Here is a 17,956-nt window from a genome sequence, read left to right as displayed (position 1 = left end):
CGAATTAACGGATCTCAATCATCGGTCGGCCACCGCGCGCGGTTACCAGCTCGCCGATCGCCGTCAGGGTAATGCCGAATTCGGCGGCCGTGGCCTGGACCTCGGCTTCGGAGTCCGGCGTCACCGCCAGCAGCAGGCCGCCGGAGGTTTGCGGATCGCACAGCAGGTTGCGCCATTCTTCTGGCATTTCGCCCATCAGGTGACCATAGCTGGCGAAGTTACGCTGGGTACCGCCCGGAACGGCGCCCTGAGCTATGTACTCCTCCACGCCCGGCAGCTTCGGCACGTCCTGATACCAGACCTGCGCCTGCACGCCCGCGCCCTGACACACTTCGGAGAGGTGCCCCAGCAGACCAAAACCGGTCACGTCGGTCATCGCCTTCACGCCGTCGATATTGGCGAACGCCGCACCGGCGAGGTTCATCTGGCACATGACGTCGGTTGCCAGCCCTTTGTGCTCCGGTTTCAGCAGGGACTTTTTCTCGGCGGTGGTCAGCACGCCAATGCCCAGCGGCTTGGTGAGGAACAGCTTGCAGCCCGCCTGCGCGGTGCTGTTGCGCTTCACGCGTTCGGTCGGCACCACACCGGTGACGGCCAGGCCGAAGATAGGCTCCGGCGCATCGATAGAGTGACCACCGGCCAGCGCAATTCCTGCCTGCTGGCAGGCGAAACGGCCGCCATCAATCACTTCACGAGCCACTTCCGGCGGGATGGTGTTGATCGGCCAGCCCAGAATGGCGATCGCCATAATCGGCTTACCGCCCATGGCAAAGATATCACTGATGGCGTTGGTGGCCGCAATGCGCCCGAAATCGAACGGATTGTCGACAATCGGCATAAAGAAGTCGGTGGTACTGATAATGCTGGTGCCGTTACCTAAGTCATAAACTGCAGCATCGTCGCGCGTTTCATTGCCGACAAGCAGGTTCGGGTCGACAAACTTCGCCTGTTCACTGTGAAGGATGGTCTCCAGCACTTTCGGGGAAATTTTACAACCGCAACCGGCTCCGTGGCTGTACTGCGTTAAACGAATGGTTTGCTCGCTCATGGACGTCTCCTGTCATCTCAATCGCGCTATGGTAGCGCTCATTCCATAAAGAGGTAAGTATGACTGTCTGAATTCTGCGGCAGATGCTCAGAATCCAGACAGTTTAGCGTGCGTTATCAGAAGCGGCTGACGAAAGGCGTGGTGTCCGGCACGCTGATGGTGCTGGAGGCTTTAAGCTGCGGGGTGCCGAGGTAGAGGAAACCGACAATTTTGTCATGCTCACCGCAGCCAAAACCGTCACGGACCGCCGGGCTTTCGGTCAGCGCACCGGTGCGCCAGATACCGTTGAAGCCTTGCGCGACGGCGGCCATTTGCATCGCCATCACCGCACAGCCCGCGGACATTTCCTGCTCCCAGACCGGCACCTTATGGCCCGCCTGACATTTTGCCACGACGGCGATGATCATCGGGGCGCGGAACGGGGCATTACGCGCCTTGTCGATCCCCTTCTCATCCTGCCCTGCGGCCAGCGCCCCCTGCTCCAGCAGCTGGCTGAAACGATCGCGTCCTTCGCCTTCAATTACAAAGAAGTGCCACGGCTGCAGTGTGCCATGATCGGGGGCACGCATGCCGGCCCGCAGAATGTTCTCCAGCTGCTCGCCTGCCGGGGCAGGTTCGGCCAGACGGGAAGCGCTACGGCGGTTAACAAGCAGTTCGAGTGCGTCCATTGGTTAACTCCTTTCTTGAAATTTACTCATAAAATTAACACGACGGCAGATTTTGTTACAGCCTGGCAGGCGATTCCTGCTGACAAGTGGCGGTTGGGTCATTACGATAACCCAACATTACCGTCCAGTGGCGACGGAAACAGTCATTTTCTGGTTAGGGAGAATACATGCGAACCCTTTGGCGAATTATTGCCGGTTTCTTTAAATGGACGTGGCGACTGCTCAACTTCGTCCGCAACCTGGTGATGAACATCTTCTTCATCCTGCTGGTTCTGGTTTGCGCGGGTATCTGGATGCACATCAGCAACGCGAATCAGGCGCAGCATTCGACTCGCGGGGCCTTGTTACTTGATATCACCGGCGTAATCGTTGATAAACCGTCAGCCAGCAACCGTCTGGGCGTAATCAGCCGTCAGCTGTTTGGCGCCACTTCAGACCGTCTGCAGGAAAATTCCCTGTTCGATATCGTCGATGCCATCCGTCAGGCCAAAGATGACCGCAACATCACCGGCATCGTGCTGGATCTGAAAGATTTTGCCGGCGGCGATCAGCCGTCTATGCAGTACATCGGTAAAGCGCTGCGCGAATTCCGCGACAGCGGCAAGCCGGTGATTGCCGTGGGCGACAGCTACAGCCAGGGACAATATTATCTGGCGAGCTTCGCCAATAAGATCTGGCTCTCCCCACAGGGTACGGTCGATCTGCACGGCTTTGCCACCAACGGCCTGTACTACAAATCGCTGCTCGATAAGCTGAAGGTCACCACCCACGTCTTCCGCGTCGGTACGTACAAATCTGCCGTGGAGCCGTTTATCCGCGACGATATGTCCCCTGCCGCCCGCGAAGCGGACAGCCGCTGGATTGGTGAGCTGTGGCAGAACTATCTGGGCACCGTTGCCGCGAACCGTCAGATTACGCCTGAACAGGTGTTCCCTGGCGCGCAGGGCGTGCTGGCAGGCCTGCGTAAGGTTGACGGCGATACCGCGAAATATGCGCTCGATAACAAACTGGTTGATGCCCTGGGCACCAGCGCCGAGATTGAAAAATCCCTGAGCAAACAGTTTGGCTGGAGCAAAGAGGACAAAAATTACAGTGCCATCAGCATGTATGATTACTCGACGAAGAAACCGGATGAGAACGGTGACAGCGTCGCGGTGGTCTTTGCTAACGGTGCGATTATGGACGGTCAGGAGACCCCGGGGAACGTGGGCGGCGATACTACCGCGTCACAAATCCGCGATGCGCGCCTGGATCCGAAAGTGAAGGCGATTGTCCTGCGGGTCAACAGCCCTGGCGGTAGCGTCAGCGCCTCCGAAGTGATCCGCGCTGAACTGGCCGCGGCGCGCGCCGCCGGTAAGCCGGTCGTCGTCTCAATGGGCGGAATGGCCGCCTCCGGAGGTTACTGGATCTCCACGCCAGCCAACTACATCGTGGCTAACCCAAGCACGCTGACCGGCTCGATTGGTATCTTCGGGGTGATCAACACCGTAGAGAACAGCCTGGATTCTCTGGGCGTGCATACCGACGGCGTAGCGACTTCTCCGCTGGCGGATGTCTCGGTGACCAAATCCCTGCCGCCGGAAGTCTCTGAGATGATGCAGCTCAGCATTGAGAACGGCTATAAACGCTTTATCACCCTGGTCGCAGACTCGCGTAAAAAGACGCCTGAGCAGATCGACCAGATTGCACAGGGCCACGTCTGGACCGGTCAGGATGCGAAGAGCAACGGACTGGTGGACAGCCTGGGTGACTTCGATGACGCGGTGAAGAAAGCCGCCGAACTGGCGAAGCTGAAGCAGTGGCATATCGAGTATTACCAGGACGAACCGTCGTTCTTCGATATGGTCATGGACAGCATGTCCGGCTCGGTACGCGCCATGCTGCCGGAGGCGCTGCAGGCTTACCTGCCTGCGCCGGTCGCCACGGCGGCAAAAGCGATGAAGGCGGAAAGCGATAAGCTTGCGGCCTTTAACGATCCACAGAGTCGTTACGCGTTTTGCCTGACCTGCGCGAACGTCCGTTAAAAACCGTCCCCTCTTCCCGCGAAGAGGGGATTTTTTTCTTTTGAAGAACAAGAACTCACTACCATGCAGAAGAAATCGATTTATGTAGCCTACACTGGCGGTACCATCGGTATGCAGCGCTCCGAAAATGGCTATATCCCCGTCTCCGGCCACCTGCAGCGTCAGCTTGCGCTGATGCCCGAATTCCACCGTCCGGAAATGCCTGACTTTACCATCCACGAATACGAGCCGCTGATGGACTCCTCCGACATGACGCCGGAAGACTGGCAGCACATCGCGGATGACATTAAAGCCCATTACGACCAGTACGACGGCTTCGTGATCCTGCACGGTACCGACACCATGGCGTTTACCGCCTCGGCGCTCTCCTTCATGCTGGAGAACCTGAGCAAGCCGGTTATCGTCACCGGGTCGCAAATCCCGCTGGCGGAGCTGCGCTCCGACGGGCAGATCAACCTGCTGAACTCCCTGTACGTGGCGGCGAATTACCCGATTAACGAAGTGTCGTTGTTCTTTAACAATCGTCTGTATCGCGGTAACCGCACCACCAAAGCCCACGCCGACGGCTTTGACGCCTTTGCCTCACCTAACCTGCAGCCGCTGCTGGAGGCCGGTATTCATATCCGTCGTCTGGGAACCCCTCCTGCGCCGAACACCGCGGGCGAGCTGATTGTTCATCCGATTACTCCGCAACCGATTGGCGTGGTCACCATCTATCCGGGTATCTCTGCGGACGTGGTGCGTAACTTCCTGCGCCAGCCGGTGAAGGCGCTGATCCTGCGCTCCTACGGCGTGGGCAATGCGCCGCAGAACGGTGAATTCCTGAAAGAGCTTCAGGAAGCCAGCGAGCGTGGAATTGTGGTGGTGAACCTGACCCAGTGCATGTCCGGTAAAGTGAATATGGGCGGCTATGCCACTGGCAACGCGCTGGCGCATGCGGGGGTGATCAGCGGTTTCGATATGACCGTTGAGGCAACGCTGACTAAACTTCACTATTTACTGAGTCAGGATCTGGACATTCAGTCCATTCGCAGCGCGATGATGCAAAACCTGCGCGGCGAACTGACGCCTGACGAATAAGGAGGTCTCATGAAGCAACGCGCCCTGCTCCTGGTCGATTTGCAAAATGATTTCTGCGCGGGCGGTGCGCTGGCCGTCGCCGAAGGTGACAGCACCGTTGACGTGGCCAACACGCTGATTGACTGGTGCAAAGCCCGCGGTGAAGCAGTTGTCGCAAGCCAGGACTGGCACCCGGCAAATCACGGCAGCTTTGCCAGCCAGCACAATGTCGAGCCCTTCACCCAGGGTGAACTCGACGGGCTGGCGCAAACTTTCTGGCCGGATCACTGCGTACAGCAGACGGAAGGTGCGGCGCTGCATCCGCTCCTGAATCAAAAGGCCATCGATGCGGTGTTCCACAAAGGCGAAAACCCGGCTATCGACAGCTATAGCGCGTTTTTTGATAACGGGCATCGTCAGAAAACCGCTCTTGATGCGTGGTTACGTCACCACGAAATCACGGAGCTGATTGTGCTGGGGCTGGCAACGGACTATTGCGTGAAGTTCACCGTGCTGGACGCGCTTCAGTTAGGCTACACCGTCAGCGTCATCACCGACGGCTGCCGCGGGGTGAACATTCACCCGCAGGACAGCGCCCAGGCGTTTATGGATATGGCTGCGGAAGGCGCGACGCTGTATACGCTCGAAGACTGGCTGGAAACGCAGGCTTAGGCCTTTTAAGCCGGGTGGCGGCTGCGCCTTACCCGGCCTACTTCTTTGGTTTTGTAGGCCGGGTAAGCGTCAGCGCCACCCGGCAAACCCCCTCCGATCTCCCATAAAGTGAACTCCCTCGCAGCCTCAGCGAAGCGGCAATGCTATTCTCTTTAGGCTGTTTTTTCGCCACGCCTTTTCCGTGGCGTGGTTAATTTTATTAAGTCAAAGAGGAACTTGTATGAAACGTTTGCCCTTGCTGGCAGCATTACCCTTGCTTTGCGCGTCAGTTGCCTCCGCCAGTTCCCTGATGTCCGTGGGCTACTTTAACGGGGGTGGCGATGTCACCGCCGGACCGGGTGGCGATATCAATATACTGGACGTTCGCCAGATCACCCACCTGAACTACTCGTTTGGTCTGGTCTATAACGACGAAAAAGACGAAACCAACGCCGCGCTGAAAGATCCGGCGAAGCTGCATCAAATCTGGCTATCGCCAAAAGTGGCGTCCGATCTGGCCTTAATCCCCACTCTGCGTAAGCAAAACCCAAATCTTAAGGTCCTGCTCTCCGTCGGCGGCTGGGGCGCGCGTGGCTTCTCTGGCGCAGCGGCAACCCAAGAGAGCCGCGCGGTGTTCATCCGCTCCGCACAGGAGATTGTCGAAAAATATGGTCTGGACGGGATCGATCTCGACTGGGAGTATCCGGTCAACGGCGCCTGGGGGCTGGTGGCAAGCCAGCCCGCCGACCGGGATAACTTTACCGCCCTGCTGAAGGAGATGCGCGACGCGTTCGGGCATAAAAAGCTGGTGACCATTGCGGTAGGCGCGAATGCGGAAAGTCCGAAAAGCTGGGTGGATGTGAAAGCCATTGCGCCCCTGCTCGACTACATCAACCTGATGACCTACGACATGGCGTACGGTACGCAGTACTTCAATGCCAACCTGTATGACTCCAGCACCTGGCCGACGGTGGCCGCCGCGGACAAATACAGCGTTGATTTTGTGGTGAACAACTATCTGGCCGCCGGACTCAAGCCGCAGCAGATGAATCTCGGGATTGGTTTCTATGGCCGCGTACCGAAACGCGCCGTGGAGCCGGGCATTGACTGGACGAAACCCGATGCGCAAAAAAATCCGGCCACTCAGCCCTACTTCGGGCCGCAGGAGATTGGGTTATTCAAATCACTCGGCTATGACCTGACCAAAGATACCTACGTGAAGTACAACGATATCGTCAAAAAGCTGCTGAACGATCCGCAGAAACGCTTTACTGAACACTGGGACGACCAGGCAAAGGTGCCGTGGCTCTCGGTGAAAGGTGCCGATGGCAGCGCGCTGTTTGCGATTTCGTATGAAAACCCGCGATCTGTGGCGATCAAAGCGGACTACATCAAAGAGAAAGGGCTCGCCGGAGCGATGTTCTGGGAGTACGGCGCGGATGACGAAAACCAGTTAGCGAAGCAGCTGGCGGCGTCGCTTGGGATCCCACACTAAGGTGTAGTGTGCCGGGTGGCGCTCACGCTTACCCGGCCTACAGGGAGAGCCTTATTTGAAAGTCGCAATCGGCTTCGGCGTGATACCGAAGTCCTCTTTCAGCTCACGCTTGCTCTTCATCACCATCTGGCCACGGGTGTCGATCGTCATGTGCTGCGCGTCGGTGTTGTTGCGCGCCTGCCACAGCATCACCAGCTGCAGGCTGTTCTCTTTCTGCTCCGGGGTCAGCGCGACGCCATCGGGCCATTTTCCCAGCTCTACGGCGGTGACCAGACGCTGATAAATTTCCGGCGTCATACCGCTAATCATGTCTTCAATATTCACAATCCCGCCCTTTCGAAGGAATAATTTGCTGAATCGTTTTTTCAACCCTTGATCTGGTCGCCATTCTCATCATCGGTGAAGCTCATTGAGGCTGAATTCACGCAGAAACGCTCGCCCGTTGGCTGAGGGCCATCCGGGAACACGTGTCCAAGGTGCGCATCGCAGTTGCCACAGCGAATTTCCGTGCGCACCATGCCGTGCGACGAGTCGGTCAGATAGCGGATAGCCTCATCGCTCACCGGCTCGTAAAAGCTCGGCCAGCCGCAGCCCGAATCAAATTTCGTTTGTGAATTAAACAGCGGGGCATCACAGACCAGGCAGTGGTAGACACCGTCCCGCTTGTTGTGCAGTAAACGCCCGGTGAACGGGGGTTCCGTTCCGTGGTTCTGCGTCACGTAAAACTGCATTTCTGTGAGGTTTTTTTTCAAATCGTCAGGGTTACGTTGGTTCGACATATGCTTACATCTCGCTGTAGAAACAGACATCTTTTACCCCGCATTCTAACAAAACATTAACACCCTTGCGTGCACTTTTGATCTAAACTTATGTGTCGCGAAAAGGCGGTCAGGCAATTGTGATCACTTTCACATTTTTATCCTGCGAGGACTTTAAAATTCCGGGCGCAGCCCCCATGTGGTTGCAAGCTCAAAGGGAAAGTGAGGCGAGTCAGTCGCACAAACGTTAGTCACAGGATTGATTTGTCGCAATGATTGACACGATTCCGCTTGACGCTGCGTAAGGTTTTTGTAATTTTACAGGCAACCTTTTATTCACTAACAAATAGCTGGTGGAATATATGACTATCAAAGTAGGTATCAACGGTTTTGGCCGTATCGGCCGTATTGTTTTCCGTGCTGCTCAGAAACGTTCTGACATCGAAATCGTTGGTATCAACGATCTCCTGGACGCTGAATACATGGCGTACATGCTGAAGTACGACTCAACTCACGGTCGTTTCGACGGCACCGTTGAAGTGAAAGACGGCCACCTGGTTGTAAATGGCAAAACCATCCGCGTTACTGCTGAGAAAGACCCAGCTAACCTGAAATGGAACGAAATTGGTGTTGACGTTGTTGCTGAAGCAACCGGTATCTTCCTGACCGACGAAACTGCACGTAAACACATCACTGCGGGTGCGAAGAAAGTTGTTCTGACTGGTCCTTCCAAAGACAACACCCCAATGTTCGTTCGTGGTGCAAACTTCGAAACTTACGCTGGCCAGGATATCGTGTCTAACGCATCCTGCACCACCAACTGCCTGGCACCGCTGGCTAAAGTTATCAACGACAACTTCGGCATCATCGAAGGTCTGATGACTACCGTTCACGCAACCACCGCTACTCAGAAAACCGTTGATGGCCCGTCTCACAAAGACTGGCGCGGCGGCCGTGGCGCGGCTCAGAACATCATCCCATCCTCTACCGGTGCGGCTAAAGCTGTAGGTAAAGTACTGCCAGAACTGAATGGCAAACTGACTGGTATGGCGTTCCGCGTTCCAACTCCTAACGTATCCGTTGTTGACCTGACCGTTCGTCTGGAAAAAGCTGCTTCTTATGAAGAAATTAAGAAAGCAATCAAAGCTGCTTCCGAAGGCGCAATGAAAGGCGTTCTGGGCTACACCGAAGACGACGTTGTTTCTACCGATTTCAACGGCGAAGTGTGCACTTCCGTGTTTGATGCTAAAGCAGGTATCGCACTGAACGACAACTTCGTTAAACTGGTATCCTGGTACGACAACGAAACCGGCTACTCTAACAAAGTACTGGACCTGATCGCTCACATCTCCAAATAAGTTGAGATGAGTGTTTGATCCAAAAAGGCGACTTCGGTCGCCTTTTTTATTTATAAGACAGAGGATTGCTTAATGATTAATAAAATTTTTGCACTTCCGGTAGTCGAACAACTTACCCCTGTGCTCTCCCGCCGCCAGATTGACGGTGCTGACGTTATCGTCGTTGACCATCCACGCGTTAAGGCCTCCGTGGCGCTGAACGGCGCCCACCTGCTCTCCTGGAAACCCGAAGGTGAAGCAGAGGGATTGTGGCTGAGCGATGCGACCTCTTTCAAAAAAGGGGCGGCGATTCGCGGCGGCGTACCGATCTGCTGGCCGTGGTTCGGCCCGTCCGCACAGCCGGGTTTGCCTTCTCACGGTTTTGCCCGTAACCAGCAGTGGACTCTGAAAGCGCATAACGAAGACGACAACGGCGCCGTGCTGACCTTTGAGCTGCAGGCTAACGATGAAACTCGCGCCCTCTGGCCGCATGATTTCACCCTGTACGCCCGCTTTAAGCTGGGTAAAACCTGTGAAATCGAACTGGAAGCCCATGGCGAGTTTGAAACCACCTCCGCCCTGCACACCTATTTCAACGTGGGTGACATCAGCGCAGTGAAGGTGAGCGGCCTTGGCGATACCTTTATCGACAAAGTCGATAACGCCAAAGAAGGGAAGCTGAGTGACGGCGTTCAGGCGTTTCCTGACCGTACCGACCGCGTCTATCTGCATCCGGAAGCATGCAGCATGATCCACGACGGTGCCCTGAACCGCGGCATCGAGGTGGTACATCACCACCATAGCAACGTGGTGGGCTGGAACCCGGGTCCGGCGCTGTCTGTCAGCATGGCCGACGTGCCTGACGACGGTTATAAAACGTTCGTCTGCGTGGAAACCGCCTGCGTGACCACCCCGCAGAAAGCGAGTGAAGAAAAGCCATCTCGTTTAGGGCAGACGATCCGCATTGTTAAGCGATAATCTCGCTGCACCACACTAAAGCAAACGGGGCGCATGCGCCCCGTTTTAATGCATCAATTGCACACTTTGAGTGCACAATCAGAACTTGTAGGTCACACCGACAGAGAAGATGCCTGCCCAGGACTTATCGACCATCGGGCTATCCTTCACTTCATCGCTCAGACGCTCATAACGGCCAGTACCGTACACGCTCCAGTCGCCGAGGAAGTTATAGCTCGCGGTCAGCTCCAGGTACGGATCCCAGCCGTCATCTGCGCTGTAACTCTTCAGACCGCTACGACGGGACTCGTTTTTAGAGACGCCATAATAGTAGTCGTTGTAGTTCTCGCTGTTGTACTGCACACCAATCCCCGGGGTCAGAGTCAAAGCACCGTTGGTATAGCGGTACAACCACGCCAGGTCCCAGATAAAACCGTTGCTGTTATCCAGCGTATCGCCTGCCAGGGCTGTACGCAGGAAGCCATACTGGGTGTTATGCACATAAGAGAGGCCGGCCATCATTGAGCTTTTACGCTTGTCGAGCTGGCGAAGCGCGTGGCTGTCGCTGTCACCCGGCTTGAAGTGCGTCGGATCGTAGTAGGCCATGATGGAGAGCTTATCGGCCGTATCATTCCACAGATAGTAGCCGCCGCCGAGCCCACGGAACCAGACGTTATCCCCTTCATAGGTGATAACGGGAACAGGGTAAACATCACGGTCATACTGTTTGTACGGGCTGTTAATGACGCCAACACCCGCGCCAACCGTCCACTGACTTTCCGCCTGTGCGGTGCTTACTGCGGTCGCGGCAAGGATGCCTAATGCCAGAAGTTTGAGTTTGGTCACAATCCATTCTTTCCTGTAGTCAAATAATCAGCGGGTGAAGTGTAACCGCCATTCCCGTACATCCCAAAATTTTTTGCCTGCTAATCAGTCCGATTAACCCATTATTTTTAACTTATCAGATGACAACCTGCTTTCATTTACATGACCACTGAATGAAAAACGTGCTTTTGCCTTATTACCAGAGTGGAAATTTTTGGATGAGTTATTGATATGTCATTGAAAGTAGATTTTATGGGCATGCAAGTTTTGCAAATGCCATCTACGCTTTAATTTAAGAAGAGTTTTCCTGAACACCTGCGGTTCTTAGCGTCTGACCTGGCACACAGGTTGCTGCTCTGGCAGTGAGGTGCGAGAGATTCTCTTCCGGGAGCCTCCACTACTCATACGAACGGCTCTTATCCTGTGCTAAAAAACGAAAGGACGGCATGCCATGAATATATTCGATCACTATCGCCAGCGCTATGAAGCTGCCAAGGACGAAGAGTTCACACTGCAGGAGTTTCTTACCATCTGTCGGCAAGATCGCAGTGCCTATGCCAATGCGGCAGAACGGCTATTAATGGCTATTGGTGAGCCAAACATGGTTGACACTGCCCTGGAACCCCGGCTTTCCCGTCTCTTTTCGAATCGGGTGGTCGCCCGATACCCGGCGTTTGAAGAGTTCTATGGTATGGAAGATGCCATCGAACAGATTGTCTCCTACCTGAAGCATGCCGCTCAGGGTCTGGAAGAGAAGAAACAGATCCTCTATTTACTCGGCCCCGTGGGCGGCGGTAAATCCTCGCTGGCGGAACGCCTGAAGTCGCTGATGCAGCGTGTGCCTATCTATGTGCTGAGCGCCAACGGCGAGCGCAGCCCGGTGAATGACCATCCGCTGTGCTTGTTCAATCCGCAGGAAGATGCGCAGATTCTGGATAAAGAGTACGGCATCCCGCGTCGCTACCTCGGCACCATCATGTCCCCGTGGGCGGCCAAACGCCTGCACGAGTTTGGTGGCGACATCACCAAATTCCGCGTGGTGAAAGTCTGGCCGTCGATCCTGGAACAGATCGCCATCGCCAAAACGGAACCCGGTGATGAGAATAACCAGGATATTTCGGCGCTGGTCGGTAAGGTCGACATCCGTAAGCTGGAAAACTTCGCGCAAAACGACCCGGATGCCTACGGCTACTCGGGCGCGCTGTGCCGGGCTAACCAGGGGATTATGGAATTCGTCGAGATGTTTAAAGCGCCCATCAAGGTGCTGCATCCGCTGCTGACGGCGACTCAGGAAGGAAACTACAACGGGACGGAAGGTATCTCTGCCCTGCCGTTTAACGGGATCATTCTTGCCCACTCGAACGAATCTGAATGGGTGACTTTCCGTAATAACAAAAACAATGAGGCCTTCCTTGACCGCGTGTACATCGTCAAGGTGCCTTACTGCCTGCGGATCTCCGAAGAGATCAAAATTTACGAGAAACTGCTTAACCACAGTGAGCTGGTGCATGCGCCGTGCGCACCAGGCACCCTGGAAACGCTGTCACGCTTCTCCATCCTTTCGCGCCTGAAAGAGCCGGAAAACTCCAGCATCTATTCGAAAATGCGCGTGTATGACGGTGAGAGCCTGAAGGATACCGATCCGAAAGCGAAATCGTATCAGGAATACCGCGACTACGCCGGGGTTGATGAAGGGATGAACGGTCTGTCCACGCGCTTCGCGTTTAAGATCCTCTCCCGCGTCTTTAACTTCGACCATGCGGAAGTGGCGGCCAACCCGGTTCATCTGTTCTATGTGCTGGAGCAGCAAATTGAACGCGAACAGTTCCCGCAGGAGCAGGCTGAACGCTACCTTGAGTTCCTGAAAGGTTACCTGATCCCGAAATACGCCGAGTTCATTGGCAAAGAGATCCAGACGGCCTACCTGGAGTCCTATTCAGAGTACGGGCAGAACATTTTCGACCGTTATGTCACCTACGCTGACTTCTGGATCCAGGATCAGGAGTACCGCGACCCGGATACCGGCCAGTTGTTTGACCGTGAATCCCTGAACGCGGAGCTGGAAAAAATCGAGAAGCCTGCCGGGATCAGCAACCCGAAAGACTTCCGTAATGAGATTGTGAACTTCGTCCTGCGCGCCAGAGCGCATAACAACGGGCGCAATCCGAACTGGACCAGCTACGAGAAACTGCGCACGGTCATTGAGAAGAAAATGTTCTCCAATACCGAAGAGCTGCTGCCGGTGATCTCGTTTAACGCCAAAACCTCAACCGATGAACAGAAAAAACACGACGATTTTGTCGACCGTATGATGGAAAAAGGCTACACCCGCAAACAGGTCCGCCTGCTCTGCGAATGGTACCTGCGCGTGCGTAAATCGTCTTAAAACAAGTGCCCGGCGGCGGTTAGCGCCTGCCGGGCCTACAAAATGCAAGTTGGCAAATGCAGTACGGGGGGTATATGACCTGGTTTATTGACCGGCGTCTTAACGGCAAAAACAAGAGCACGGTAAACCGCCAGCGCTTCTTGCGTCGTTATAAAGCGCAAATTAAACAGTCTATCTCCGAGGCCATCAACAAACGCTCGGTGACCGACGTCGACAGCGGCGAGTCTGTCTCCATCCCCACCGATGACATCAGCGAACCGATGTTTCATCAGGGGCGAGGCGGCCTGCGCCATCGCGTACACCCAGGTAATGACCACTTCGTTCAGAACGACAGAATTGAGCGCCCTCAGGGCGGCGGCGGTGGTTCAGGAAGCGGTCAGGGACAGGCCAGCCAGGACGGTGAAGGTCAGGACGAATTTGTCTTCCAGATTTCGAAAGATGAATATCTCGACCTGCTGTTCGAAGACCTGGCGCTGCCGAATCTGAAAAAGAATCAGCATCGTCAGCTTAATGAATATAAAACCCACCGCGCGGGTTATACCGCCAACGGCGTGCCCGCCAACATCAGCGTCGTGCGTTCGTTGCAGAATTCGCTGGCGCGACGCACGGCCATGACGGCAGGCAAACGTCGCGAACTGCGCGAGCTGGAGAGTAGCCTGAAGGTGGTGGAAAACACGGAACCGGCGCAACTGCTGGAAGAGGAGCGCCTGCGTAAAGAGATTGCAGAGCTGAGGGCGAAGATCGAACGGGTACCGTTTATCGACACCTTCGACCTGCGCTACAAGAACTACGAAAAACGCCCTGAGCCCTCCAGCCAGGCGGTGATGTTCTGTCTGATGGACGTGTCCGGCTCGATGGATCAGGCCACCAAAGATATGGCGAAGCGTTTTTATATCCTGCTCTATCTGTTCCTGAGCAGAACCTATAAGAACGTGGAGGTAGTCTATATCCGCCACCACACCCAGGCGAAGGAGGTGGATGAACATGAGTTCTTCTACTCGCAGGAGACCGGGGGCACCATCGTCTCGAGCGCGCTGAAGCTGATGGATGAAGTGGTCAAAGAGCGCTACGACCCGGCGCAGTGGAATATTTATGCCGCGCAGGCGTCGGATGGCGATAACTGGGCCGACGACTCGCCGCTGTGTCACGAGATCCTGGCGAAGAAAATTCTGCCGGTCGTGCGTTACTACAGCTATATCGAAATCACCCGTCGCGCGCACCAGACCCTGTGGCGGGAGTATGAGCATCTGCAGGCAATGTTCGATAATTTCGCCATGCAGCATATCCGTGACCAGGATGACATTTATCCGGTGTTCAGGGAGCTGTTCCACAAGCAGTCTGCTACCAGCAACGCATAAACCCACAGCCAGCGAACCCGCTGGCTGTTTTCTTTCGACCCTGTTCATCCCGTGCTAATGTAGAGAGCTGCATACTGGATTATCACCGGGAAAATCGTTATGACTGACGACGTTATTGGAACAGGAACCCACCAGCAGCTCATTACCTTACTTACCGAGCAGGGCGCGCGTTTTCGCGTCATGGAGCATGAGGCGGTCGGGAAATGTGAAGCGGTAAGTGAAATTCGCGGAACCGATCTGCGGCAAGGCGCCAAAGCCCTGGTCTGCAAGGTGAAGGGAAACGGCGTAAAAAAACACGTTCTGGCGATCCTGGCCGCCGACCTGCAGGCTGACCTGAGCCAGCTTGCCAGCCATTTTGGCGGGCTAAAGGCCTCCCTCGCCAGCCCGGCCGAAGTCGATGCCCTGACCGCCTGCGTTTTCGGCGCTATCCCGCCCTTTAGCTTTCATCCTGATCTGGCACTGGTTGCCGACCCGCTGCTGTTCGAGCGCTTTGACGAAATCGCGTTTAACGCCGGCCTGCTGGAGAAATCCGTGATTATGGATACCCAGGATTACCTGCGCATCGCCCGTCCTGAGCTCGTCACCTTCCATAAAGCGTAACTGCGATGGCTGACGCCCTGTCAGCCTTTTCGTTCCAGAAACAGCACGGAGGCAACGAGAATAACGGCAATAGCGAAAAACGATGAGGAGATAATCAGCGTTTCCACAAACATGTGATCGTTCATGATGGCGACCCCTTTTGTGATATCTGCTTTCGTTTTAATCCGCGTAAATGACAAGGTTATGACAACGACAAAATCTTTTTAACACTGTTCTCTGCCGCGTTTGCGCGTACAGTAAACAGAACAATTTTTCTGGCAAGGATTCCCTATGTTTGACCCTACTCTGCTCATTCTTCTGGCACTCGCCGCGCTCGGCTTTATCAGCCATAACACTACCGTCGCCATCTCGATTCTGGTGCTGATTATTGTGCGCGTGACCCCGTTAAATACCTTTTTCCCGTGGATAGAAAAACAAGGCCTCACCATCGGGATTATCATCTTAACCATTGGGGTGATGGCGCCGATTGCCAGCGGCACCCTTCCCGCCTCAACGCTGCTGCACTCGTTTGTAAACTGGAAATCGCTGGTGGCGATCGCGGTGGGGATTTTTGTGTCGTGGCTGGGCGGTCGCGGCGTCACGCTGATGAGCAGCCAGCCCTCGCTGGTGGCGGGTCTGCTGGTGGGCACCGTGCTGGGCGTGGCGCTCTTTCGCGGCGTGCCGGTCGGCCCGCTGATTGCGGCTGGCCTTGTCTCGCTGTTTATTGGGAAGTCGTAGTCAGGCTGGCCATATAACGCGCCGGCGTCTGGCCCAGTCCCTTCCTGAACATGGTGATAAACGCGGTGGTCGAGTCATAGCCCAGTGACTGGGCCACCTGCTGTACCGATTTCCCGCCGATCAGGTGCTGTAATGCCACAATCAGCTGCAGCTGGTGGCGCCAGCGGCGAAAGCTTAAGCCGGTCTCTTTCACCACCAGCCGCGCCAGATTGCGCTCGCTCATGGCGAAGTGGCTCGCCCACTGCGTTAGCGTCTGCCAGGCGGCGGGCTCTTCCGCCATCTTCTCGCTCATCAGCCTGATTTTGGGATGGGGCGACACGGGCAGCTGCAGATGCTCCTGACGCTGGAGCGGCAGCTCGTCAAACAGCACGTCCACCAGGCGCGACGTGGTCGCAAGAGAGAGCTGCTCACGTGATTTTTCCGCCAGCGATAAAATCAGCTCCCGCACCAGAGGGGAGATTTTCAGGGTACAGCAGCGCTCGGGCAGGCTGACGGCCCCCGGCTCAATAAACAAAAAGCAGAGCTGCGCGCCCGGCGTGGCCCTGTTGCTGTGCGGCATCTGGCCGGGGATCCAGACGGCATACTGAGGCGGCACCATCAGCATCGCATTTTCCACTTCGCAGGTAATTGCGCCGCCGAGAGCCAGAATCAGCTGCCCCTTACGGTGATGATGCCGGGGAATATACTGTTCCTCCGCCACCACCTGAATGCGAAATGCGACGGCCGCATCGTGCTGGCTATCTGGATCGTAGCCTTCCAGTCCCAGACCAATCATCAGTTTGTCCGATATTAGCGATAAACTGTCATTTTAGCCTGATTTCAACCGCTGAGAAAATCGGTATTGTGTGCGCTCGCTTGAACGTATGAGAACATAATGACTACTGCTATTCGCACCTCAGGAAAACACGGCGCGCTGTTGATTGCAGGCATCCTGATGATTGCCACTACGCTTCGCGTCACCTTTACCGGCGCAGCGCCGCTGCTTGATACCATTCGTCTTGATTATGGCTTAAGCACGGCGCAAACCGGTCTGCTGACCACCCTGCCCCTGCTGGCTTTCGCCCTCGTCTCGCCGCTCGCCGCAGGCGTTGCCCGGCGTATCGGCATGGAGCGCAGCCTGTTTATCGCCCTGCTGCTGATTTGCGCCGGGATTGCCGTTCGCTCGCTGCCCTCCGCCGCTTTGCTTTTCACCGGAACGGCGATCGTCGGGTGTGGTATTGCGCTCGGGAACGTGCTGTTACCCGGATTAATTAAGCGTGATTTTCCAGGCCAGGTGGCGAAGCTCACCGGCGCCTATTCCCTGACGATGGGCGTTTCGGCAGCGTTTGGCTCAGCGATGATCGTTCCCCTGGCACAAGGGAGTACGGGCTGGCATGGCGCGCTGCTGATGCTGATGGCGTTTCCGCTGGTCGCATTGCTGCTCTGGCTACCGCAGTGGCGTCAGAAACACGTCGCAACGGTAACGGGCGCAGGCGCGCTGCATAACCGCGCGATCTGGCGCTCGGCCCTCGCCTGGCAGGTCACGCTCTTTTTGGGGATTAACTCGCTGATTTACTACGTCATCATCGGCTGGCTGCCGGCGATACTGCTGAGCCACGGCTACAGCGAAGCGCAGGCTGGCTCGGTGCACGGTCTGTTGCAGTTGGCTACGGCCGTGCCGGGACTCGCCGTTCCGCTGATCCTCCACCGTCTGAAAGACCAGCGGGCGATCGCGGGCGCGGTGGCGCTGATGTGCGCGATAAGCGCGGCGGGATTATGGTTTATGCCAGGCATGGCGGTGATGTGGACGCTGGTGTTTGGCTTTGGCACAGGGGCAACGATGATCCTCGGCCTGACGTTTATCGGTCTGCGCGCCAGCACTGCACACCAGGCGGCGGCGTTGTCCGGCATGGCGCAGTCGATTGGCTATCTGCTCGCCGCCTGCGGCCCTCCGCTAATGGGGAAAATACACGATAGCGCGGGAGACTGGCGGATCCCGCTTCTGGGCTGCGCGCTGGCCGCCGTGATAATGGCCCTCTGCGGCATCTTAGCCGGGCGAGACCGGGAGATCGCGCCCCGTTAAACAGTGTGGCA

General features: G+C 56.0%; 18 protein-coding genes. 11 read left to right on the top strand and 7 right to left on the bottom strand.

What is annotated here, in order from left to right; all coding sequences use genetic code 11:
* Positions 1-4: 4 nt before the first annotated feature.
* Together selD and LJA86_RS04495 are read right to left on the bottom strand one after the other, a co-directional pair.
* Positions 5-1,048 carry a selenide, water dikinase SelD gene (gene selD, locus LJA86_RS04500; RefSeq protein ID WP_063621402.1) on the bottom strand — a complete coding sequence of 348 codons (1,044 nt, stop codon included), beginning with the start codon at positions 1,046-1,048 and terminating at the stop codon, positions 5-7.
* 116 nt (positions 1,049-1,164) lie between these two features.
* On the bottom strand, positions 1,165-1,716 hold the full coding sequence (locus tag LJA86_RS04495; protein ID WP_045910240.1) for an NAD(P)H nitroreductase: 552 nt from the start codon (positions 1,714-1,716) through the stop codon (positions 1,165-1,167).
* 167 nt (positions 1,717-1,883) lie between these two features.
* On the opposite strand from LJA86_RS04495, the gene sppA reads away from it, so the two are divergent.
* The 4 genes from sppA (at position 1,884) to LJA86_RS04475 (ending at position 6,945) form a co-directional block, all read left to right on the top strand.
* Positions 1,884-3,740 (top strand): signal peptide peptidase SppA, encoded by a 1,857-nt coding sequence (sppA, locus tag LJA86_RS04490; RefSeq protein ID WP_045910239.1) that lies wholly within the window; start codon positions 1,884-1,886, stop codon positions 3,738-3,740.
* A 63-nt stretch (positions 3,741-3,803) separates the two neighbouring features.
* Positions 3,804-4,820, top strand: coding sequence for an asparaginase (ansA, locus tag LJA86_RS04485; RefSeq protein WP_008500705.1), 1,017 nt, complete (start codon positions 3,804-3,806; stop codon positions 4,818-4,820).
* 9 nt (positions 4,821-4,829) lie between these two features.
* Positions 4,830-5,471: a bifunctional nicotinamidase/pyrazinamidase gene (pncA, locus tag LJA86_RS04480; protein ID WP_023327146.1), complete on the top strand. Its 642-nt coding sequence runs from the start codon at positions 4,830-4,832 to the stop codon at positions 5,469-5,471.
* 220 nt (positions 5,472-5,691) lie between these two features.
* The gene (locus LJA86_RS04475) at positions 5,692-6,945 is read left to right on the top strand and encodes a glycoside hydrolase family 18 protein (RefSeq protein WP_229225695.1); all 1,254 of its coding nucleotides are present in this window, start codon (positions 5,692-5,694) and stop codon (positions 6,943-6,945) included.
* Positions 6,946-6,996: 51 nt separating this feature from the next.
* On the opposite strand, the gene LJA86_RS04470 is transcribed toward LJA86_RS04475, so the two are convergent.
* Complete coding sequence (locus LJA86_RS04470) at positions 6,997-7,269, bottom strand: YeaC family protein (protein ID WP_023327144.1); 273 nt, start codon at positions 7,267-7,269, stop codon at positions 6,997-6,999.
* Between the two features lie 41 nt (positions 7,270-7,310).
* Positions 7,311-7,724: a peptide-methionine (R)-S-oxide reductase MsrB gene (gene msrB / locus LJA86_RS04465; RefSeq protein WP_008500710.1), complete on the bottom strand. Its 414-nt coding sequence runs from the start codon at positions 7,722-7,724 to the stop codon at positions 7,311-7,313.
* Between the two features lie 341 nt (positions 7,725-8,065).
* Here msrB and gapA point away from each other — a divergent pair, with 341 nt between their 5' ends.
* Positions 8,066-9,061 carry a glyceraldehyde-3-phosphate dehydrogenase gene (gene gapA, locus LJA86_RS04460; protein ID WP_014831506.1) on the top strand — a complete coding sequence of 332 codons (996 nt, stop codon included), beginning with the start codon at positions 8,066-8,068 and terminating at the stop codon, positions 9,059-9,061.
* A gap of 72 nt (positions 9,062-9,133) precedes the next feature.
* Positions 9,134-10,018 (top strand): D-hexose-6-phosphate mutarotase, encoded by an 885-nt coding sequence (locus tag LJA86_RS04455; RefSeq protein WP_048027505.1) that lies wholly within the window; start codon positions 9,134-9,136, stop codon positions 10,016-10,018.
* Positions 10,019-10,096: 78 nt separating this feature from the next.
* Here LJA86_RS04455 and LJA86_RS04450 read toward each other — a convergent pair whose 3' ends face one another.
* Positions 10,097-10,843 (bottom strand): MipA/OmpV family protein, encoded by a 747-nt coding sequence (locus LJA86_RS04450; RefSeq protein WP_045910236.1) that lies wholly within the window; start codon positions 10,841-10,843, stop codon positions 10,097-10,099.
* A 430-nt stretch (positions 10,844-11,273) separates the two neighbouring features.
* Between LJA86_RS04450 and yeaG the strand changes: the two genes are divergently transcribed.
* The 3 genes from yeaG to LJA86_RS04435 all read left to right on the top strand — a co-directional run bounded on the left by yeaG (position 11,274) and on the right by LJA86_RS04435 (position 15,166).
* Complete coding sequence (gene yeaG / locus LJA86_RS04445) at positions 11,274-13,208, top strand: protein kinase YeaG (protein ID WP_008500713.1); 1,935 nt, start codon at positions 11,274-11,276, stop codon at positions 13,206-13,208.
* Between the two features lie 74 nt (positions 13,209-13,282).
* Positions 13,283-14,566: a YeaH/YhbH family protein gene (locus tag LJA86_RS04440; RefSeq protein WP_032651499.1), complete on the top strand. Its 1,284-nt coding sequence runs from the start codon at positions 13,283-13,285 to the stop codon at positions 14,564-14,566.
* 99 nt (positions 14,567-14,665) lie between these two features.
* A complete protein-coding gene (locus LJA86_RS04435; RefSeq protein ID WP_008500735.1) occupies positions 14,666-15,166 on the top strand; it encodes a YbaK/prolyl-tRNA synthetase associated domain-containing protein in 501 nt (166 codons plus the stop codon).
* Between the two features lie 20 nt (positions 15,167-15,186).
* Here LJA86_RS04435 and yoaI read toward each other — a convergent pair whose 3' ends face one another.
* A complete protein-coding gene (yoaI, locus tag LJA86_RS04430; protein ID WP_010430055.1) occupies positions 15,187-15,291 on the bottom strand; it encodes a small membrane protein YoaI in 105 nt (34 codons plus the stop codon).
* Between the two features lie 145 nt (positions 15,292-15,436).
* Here yoaI and LJA86_RS04425 point away from each other — a divergent pair, with 145 nt between their 5' ends.
* On the top strand, positions 15,437-15,883 hold the full coding sequence (locus tag LJA86_RS04425; protein WP_008500737.1) for a DUF441 domain-containing protein: 447 nt from the start codon (positions 15,437-15,439) through the stop codon (positions 15,881-15,883).
* On the opposite strand, the gene LJA86_RS04420 is transcribed toward LJA86_RS04425, so the two are convergent.
* Positions 15,867-16,658 (bottom strand): AraC family transcriptional regulator, encoded by a 792-nt coding sequence (locus LJA86_RS04420; RefSeq protein WP_045910235.1) that lies wholly within the window; start codon positions 16,656-16,658, stop codon positions 15,867-15,869. The genes LJA86_RS04425 and LJA86_RS04420 overlap by 17 nt on opposite strands.
* Positions 16,659-16,757: 99 nt before the next feature.
* Here LJA86_RS04420 and LJA86_RS04415 point away from each other — a divergent pair, with 99 nt between their 5' ends.
* The gene (locus tag LJA86_RS04415) at positions 16,758-17,945 is read left to right on the top strand and encodes a CynX/NimT family MFS transporter (protein WP_229225694.1); all 1,188 of its coding nucleotides are present in this window, start codon (positions 16,758-16,760) and stop codon (positions 17,943-17,945) included.
* Positions 17,946-17,956 lie beyond the last annotated feature (11 nt).

Source organism: Enterobacter sp. TCD1-1 (genome assembly GCF_020567405.1).
GTDB lineage: Bacteria > Pseudomonadota > Gammaproteobacteria > Enterobacterales > Enterobacteriaceae > Enterobacter > Enterobacter quasiroggenkampii.
This window is presented reverse-complemented; position numbering and strand designations above follow the sequence as displayed.

Coding starts and splice junctions, on each gene's coding strand:
- LJA86_RS04415 (WP_229225694.1), top strand. CDS start 16,758: ATGACTACTGCTATTCGCACCTCAGGAAAACACGGCGCGCTGTTGATT.
- selD (WP_063621402.1), bottom strand. CDS start 1,048: ATGAGCGAGCAAACCATTCGTTTAACGCAGTACAGCCACGGAGCCGGT.
- LJA86_RS04425 (WP_008500737.1), top strand. CDS start 15,437: ATGTTTGACCCTACTCTGCTCATTCTTCTGGCACTCGCCGCGCTCGGC.
- gapA (WP_014831506.1), top strand. CDS start 8,066: ATGACTATCAAAGTAGGTATCAACGGTTTTGGCCGTATCGGCCGTATT.
- LJA86_RS04495 (WP_045910240.1), bottom strand. CDS start 1,716: ATGGACGCACTCGAACTGCTTGTTAACCGCCGTAGCGCTTCCCGTCTG.
- LJA86_RS04440 (WP_032651499.1), top strand. CDS start 13,283: ATGACCTGGTTTATTGACCGGCGTCTTAACGGCAAAAACAAGAGCACG.
- pncA (WP_023327146.1), top strand. CDS start 4,830: ATGAAGCAACGCGCCCTGCTCCTGGTCGATTTGCAAAATGATTTCTGC.
- sppA (WP_045910239.1), top strand. CDS start 1,884: ATGCGAACCCTTTGGCGAATTATTGCCGGTTTCTTTAAATGGACGTGG.
- LJA86_RS04455 (WP_048027505.1), top strand. CDS start 9,134: ATGATTAATAAAATTTTTGCACTTCCGGTAGTCGAACAACTTACCCCT.
- yeaG (WP_008500713.1), top strand. CDS start 11,274: ATGAATATATTCGATCACTATCGCCAGCGCTATGAAGCTGCCAAGGAC.
- LJA86_RS04435 (WP_008500735.1), top strand. CDS start 14,666: ATGACTGACGACGTTATTGGAACAGGAACCCACCAGCAGCTCATTACC.
- msrB (WP_008500710.1), bottom strand. CDS start 7,724: ATGTCGAACCAACGTAACCCTGACGATTTGAAAAAAAACCTCACAGAA.
- LJA86_RS04420 (WP_045910235.1), bottom strand. CDS start 16,658: ATGATTGGTCTGGGACTGGAAGGCTACGATCCAGATAGCCAGCACGAT.
- ansA (WP_008500705.1), top strand. CDS start 3,804: ATGCAGAAGAAATCGATTTATGTAGCCTACACTGGCGGTACCATCGGT.
- LJA86_RS04475 (WP_229225695.1), top strand. CDS start 5,692: ATGAAACGTTTGCCCTTGCTGGCAGCATTACCCTTGCTTTGCGCGTCA.
- yoaI (WP_010430055.1), bottom strand. CDS start 15,291: ATGAACGATCACATGTTTGTGGAAACGCTGATTATCTCCTCATCGTTT.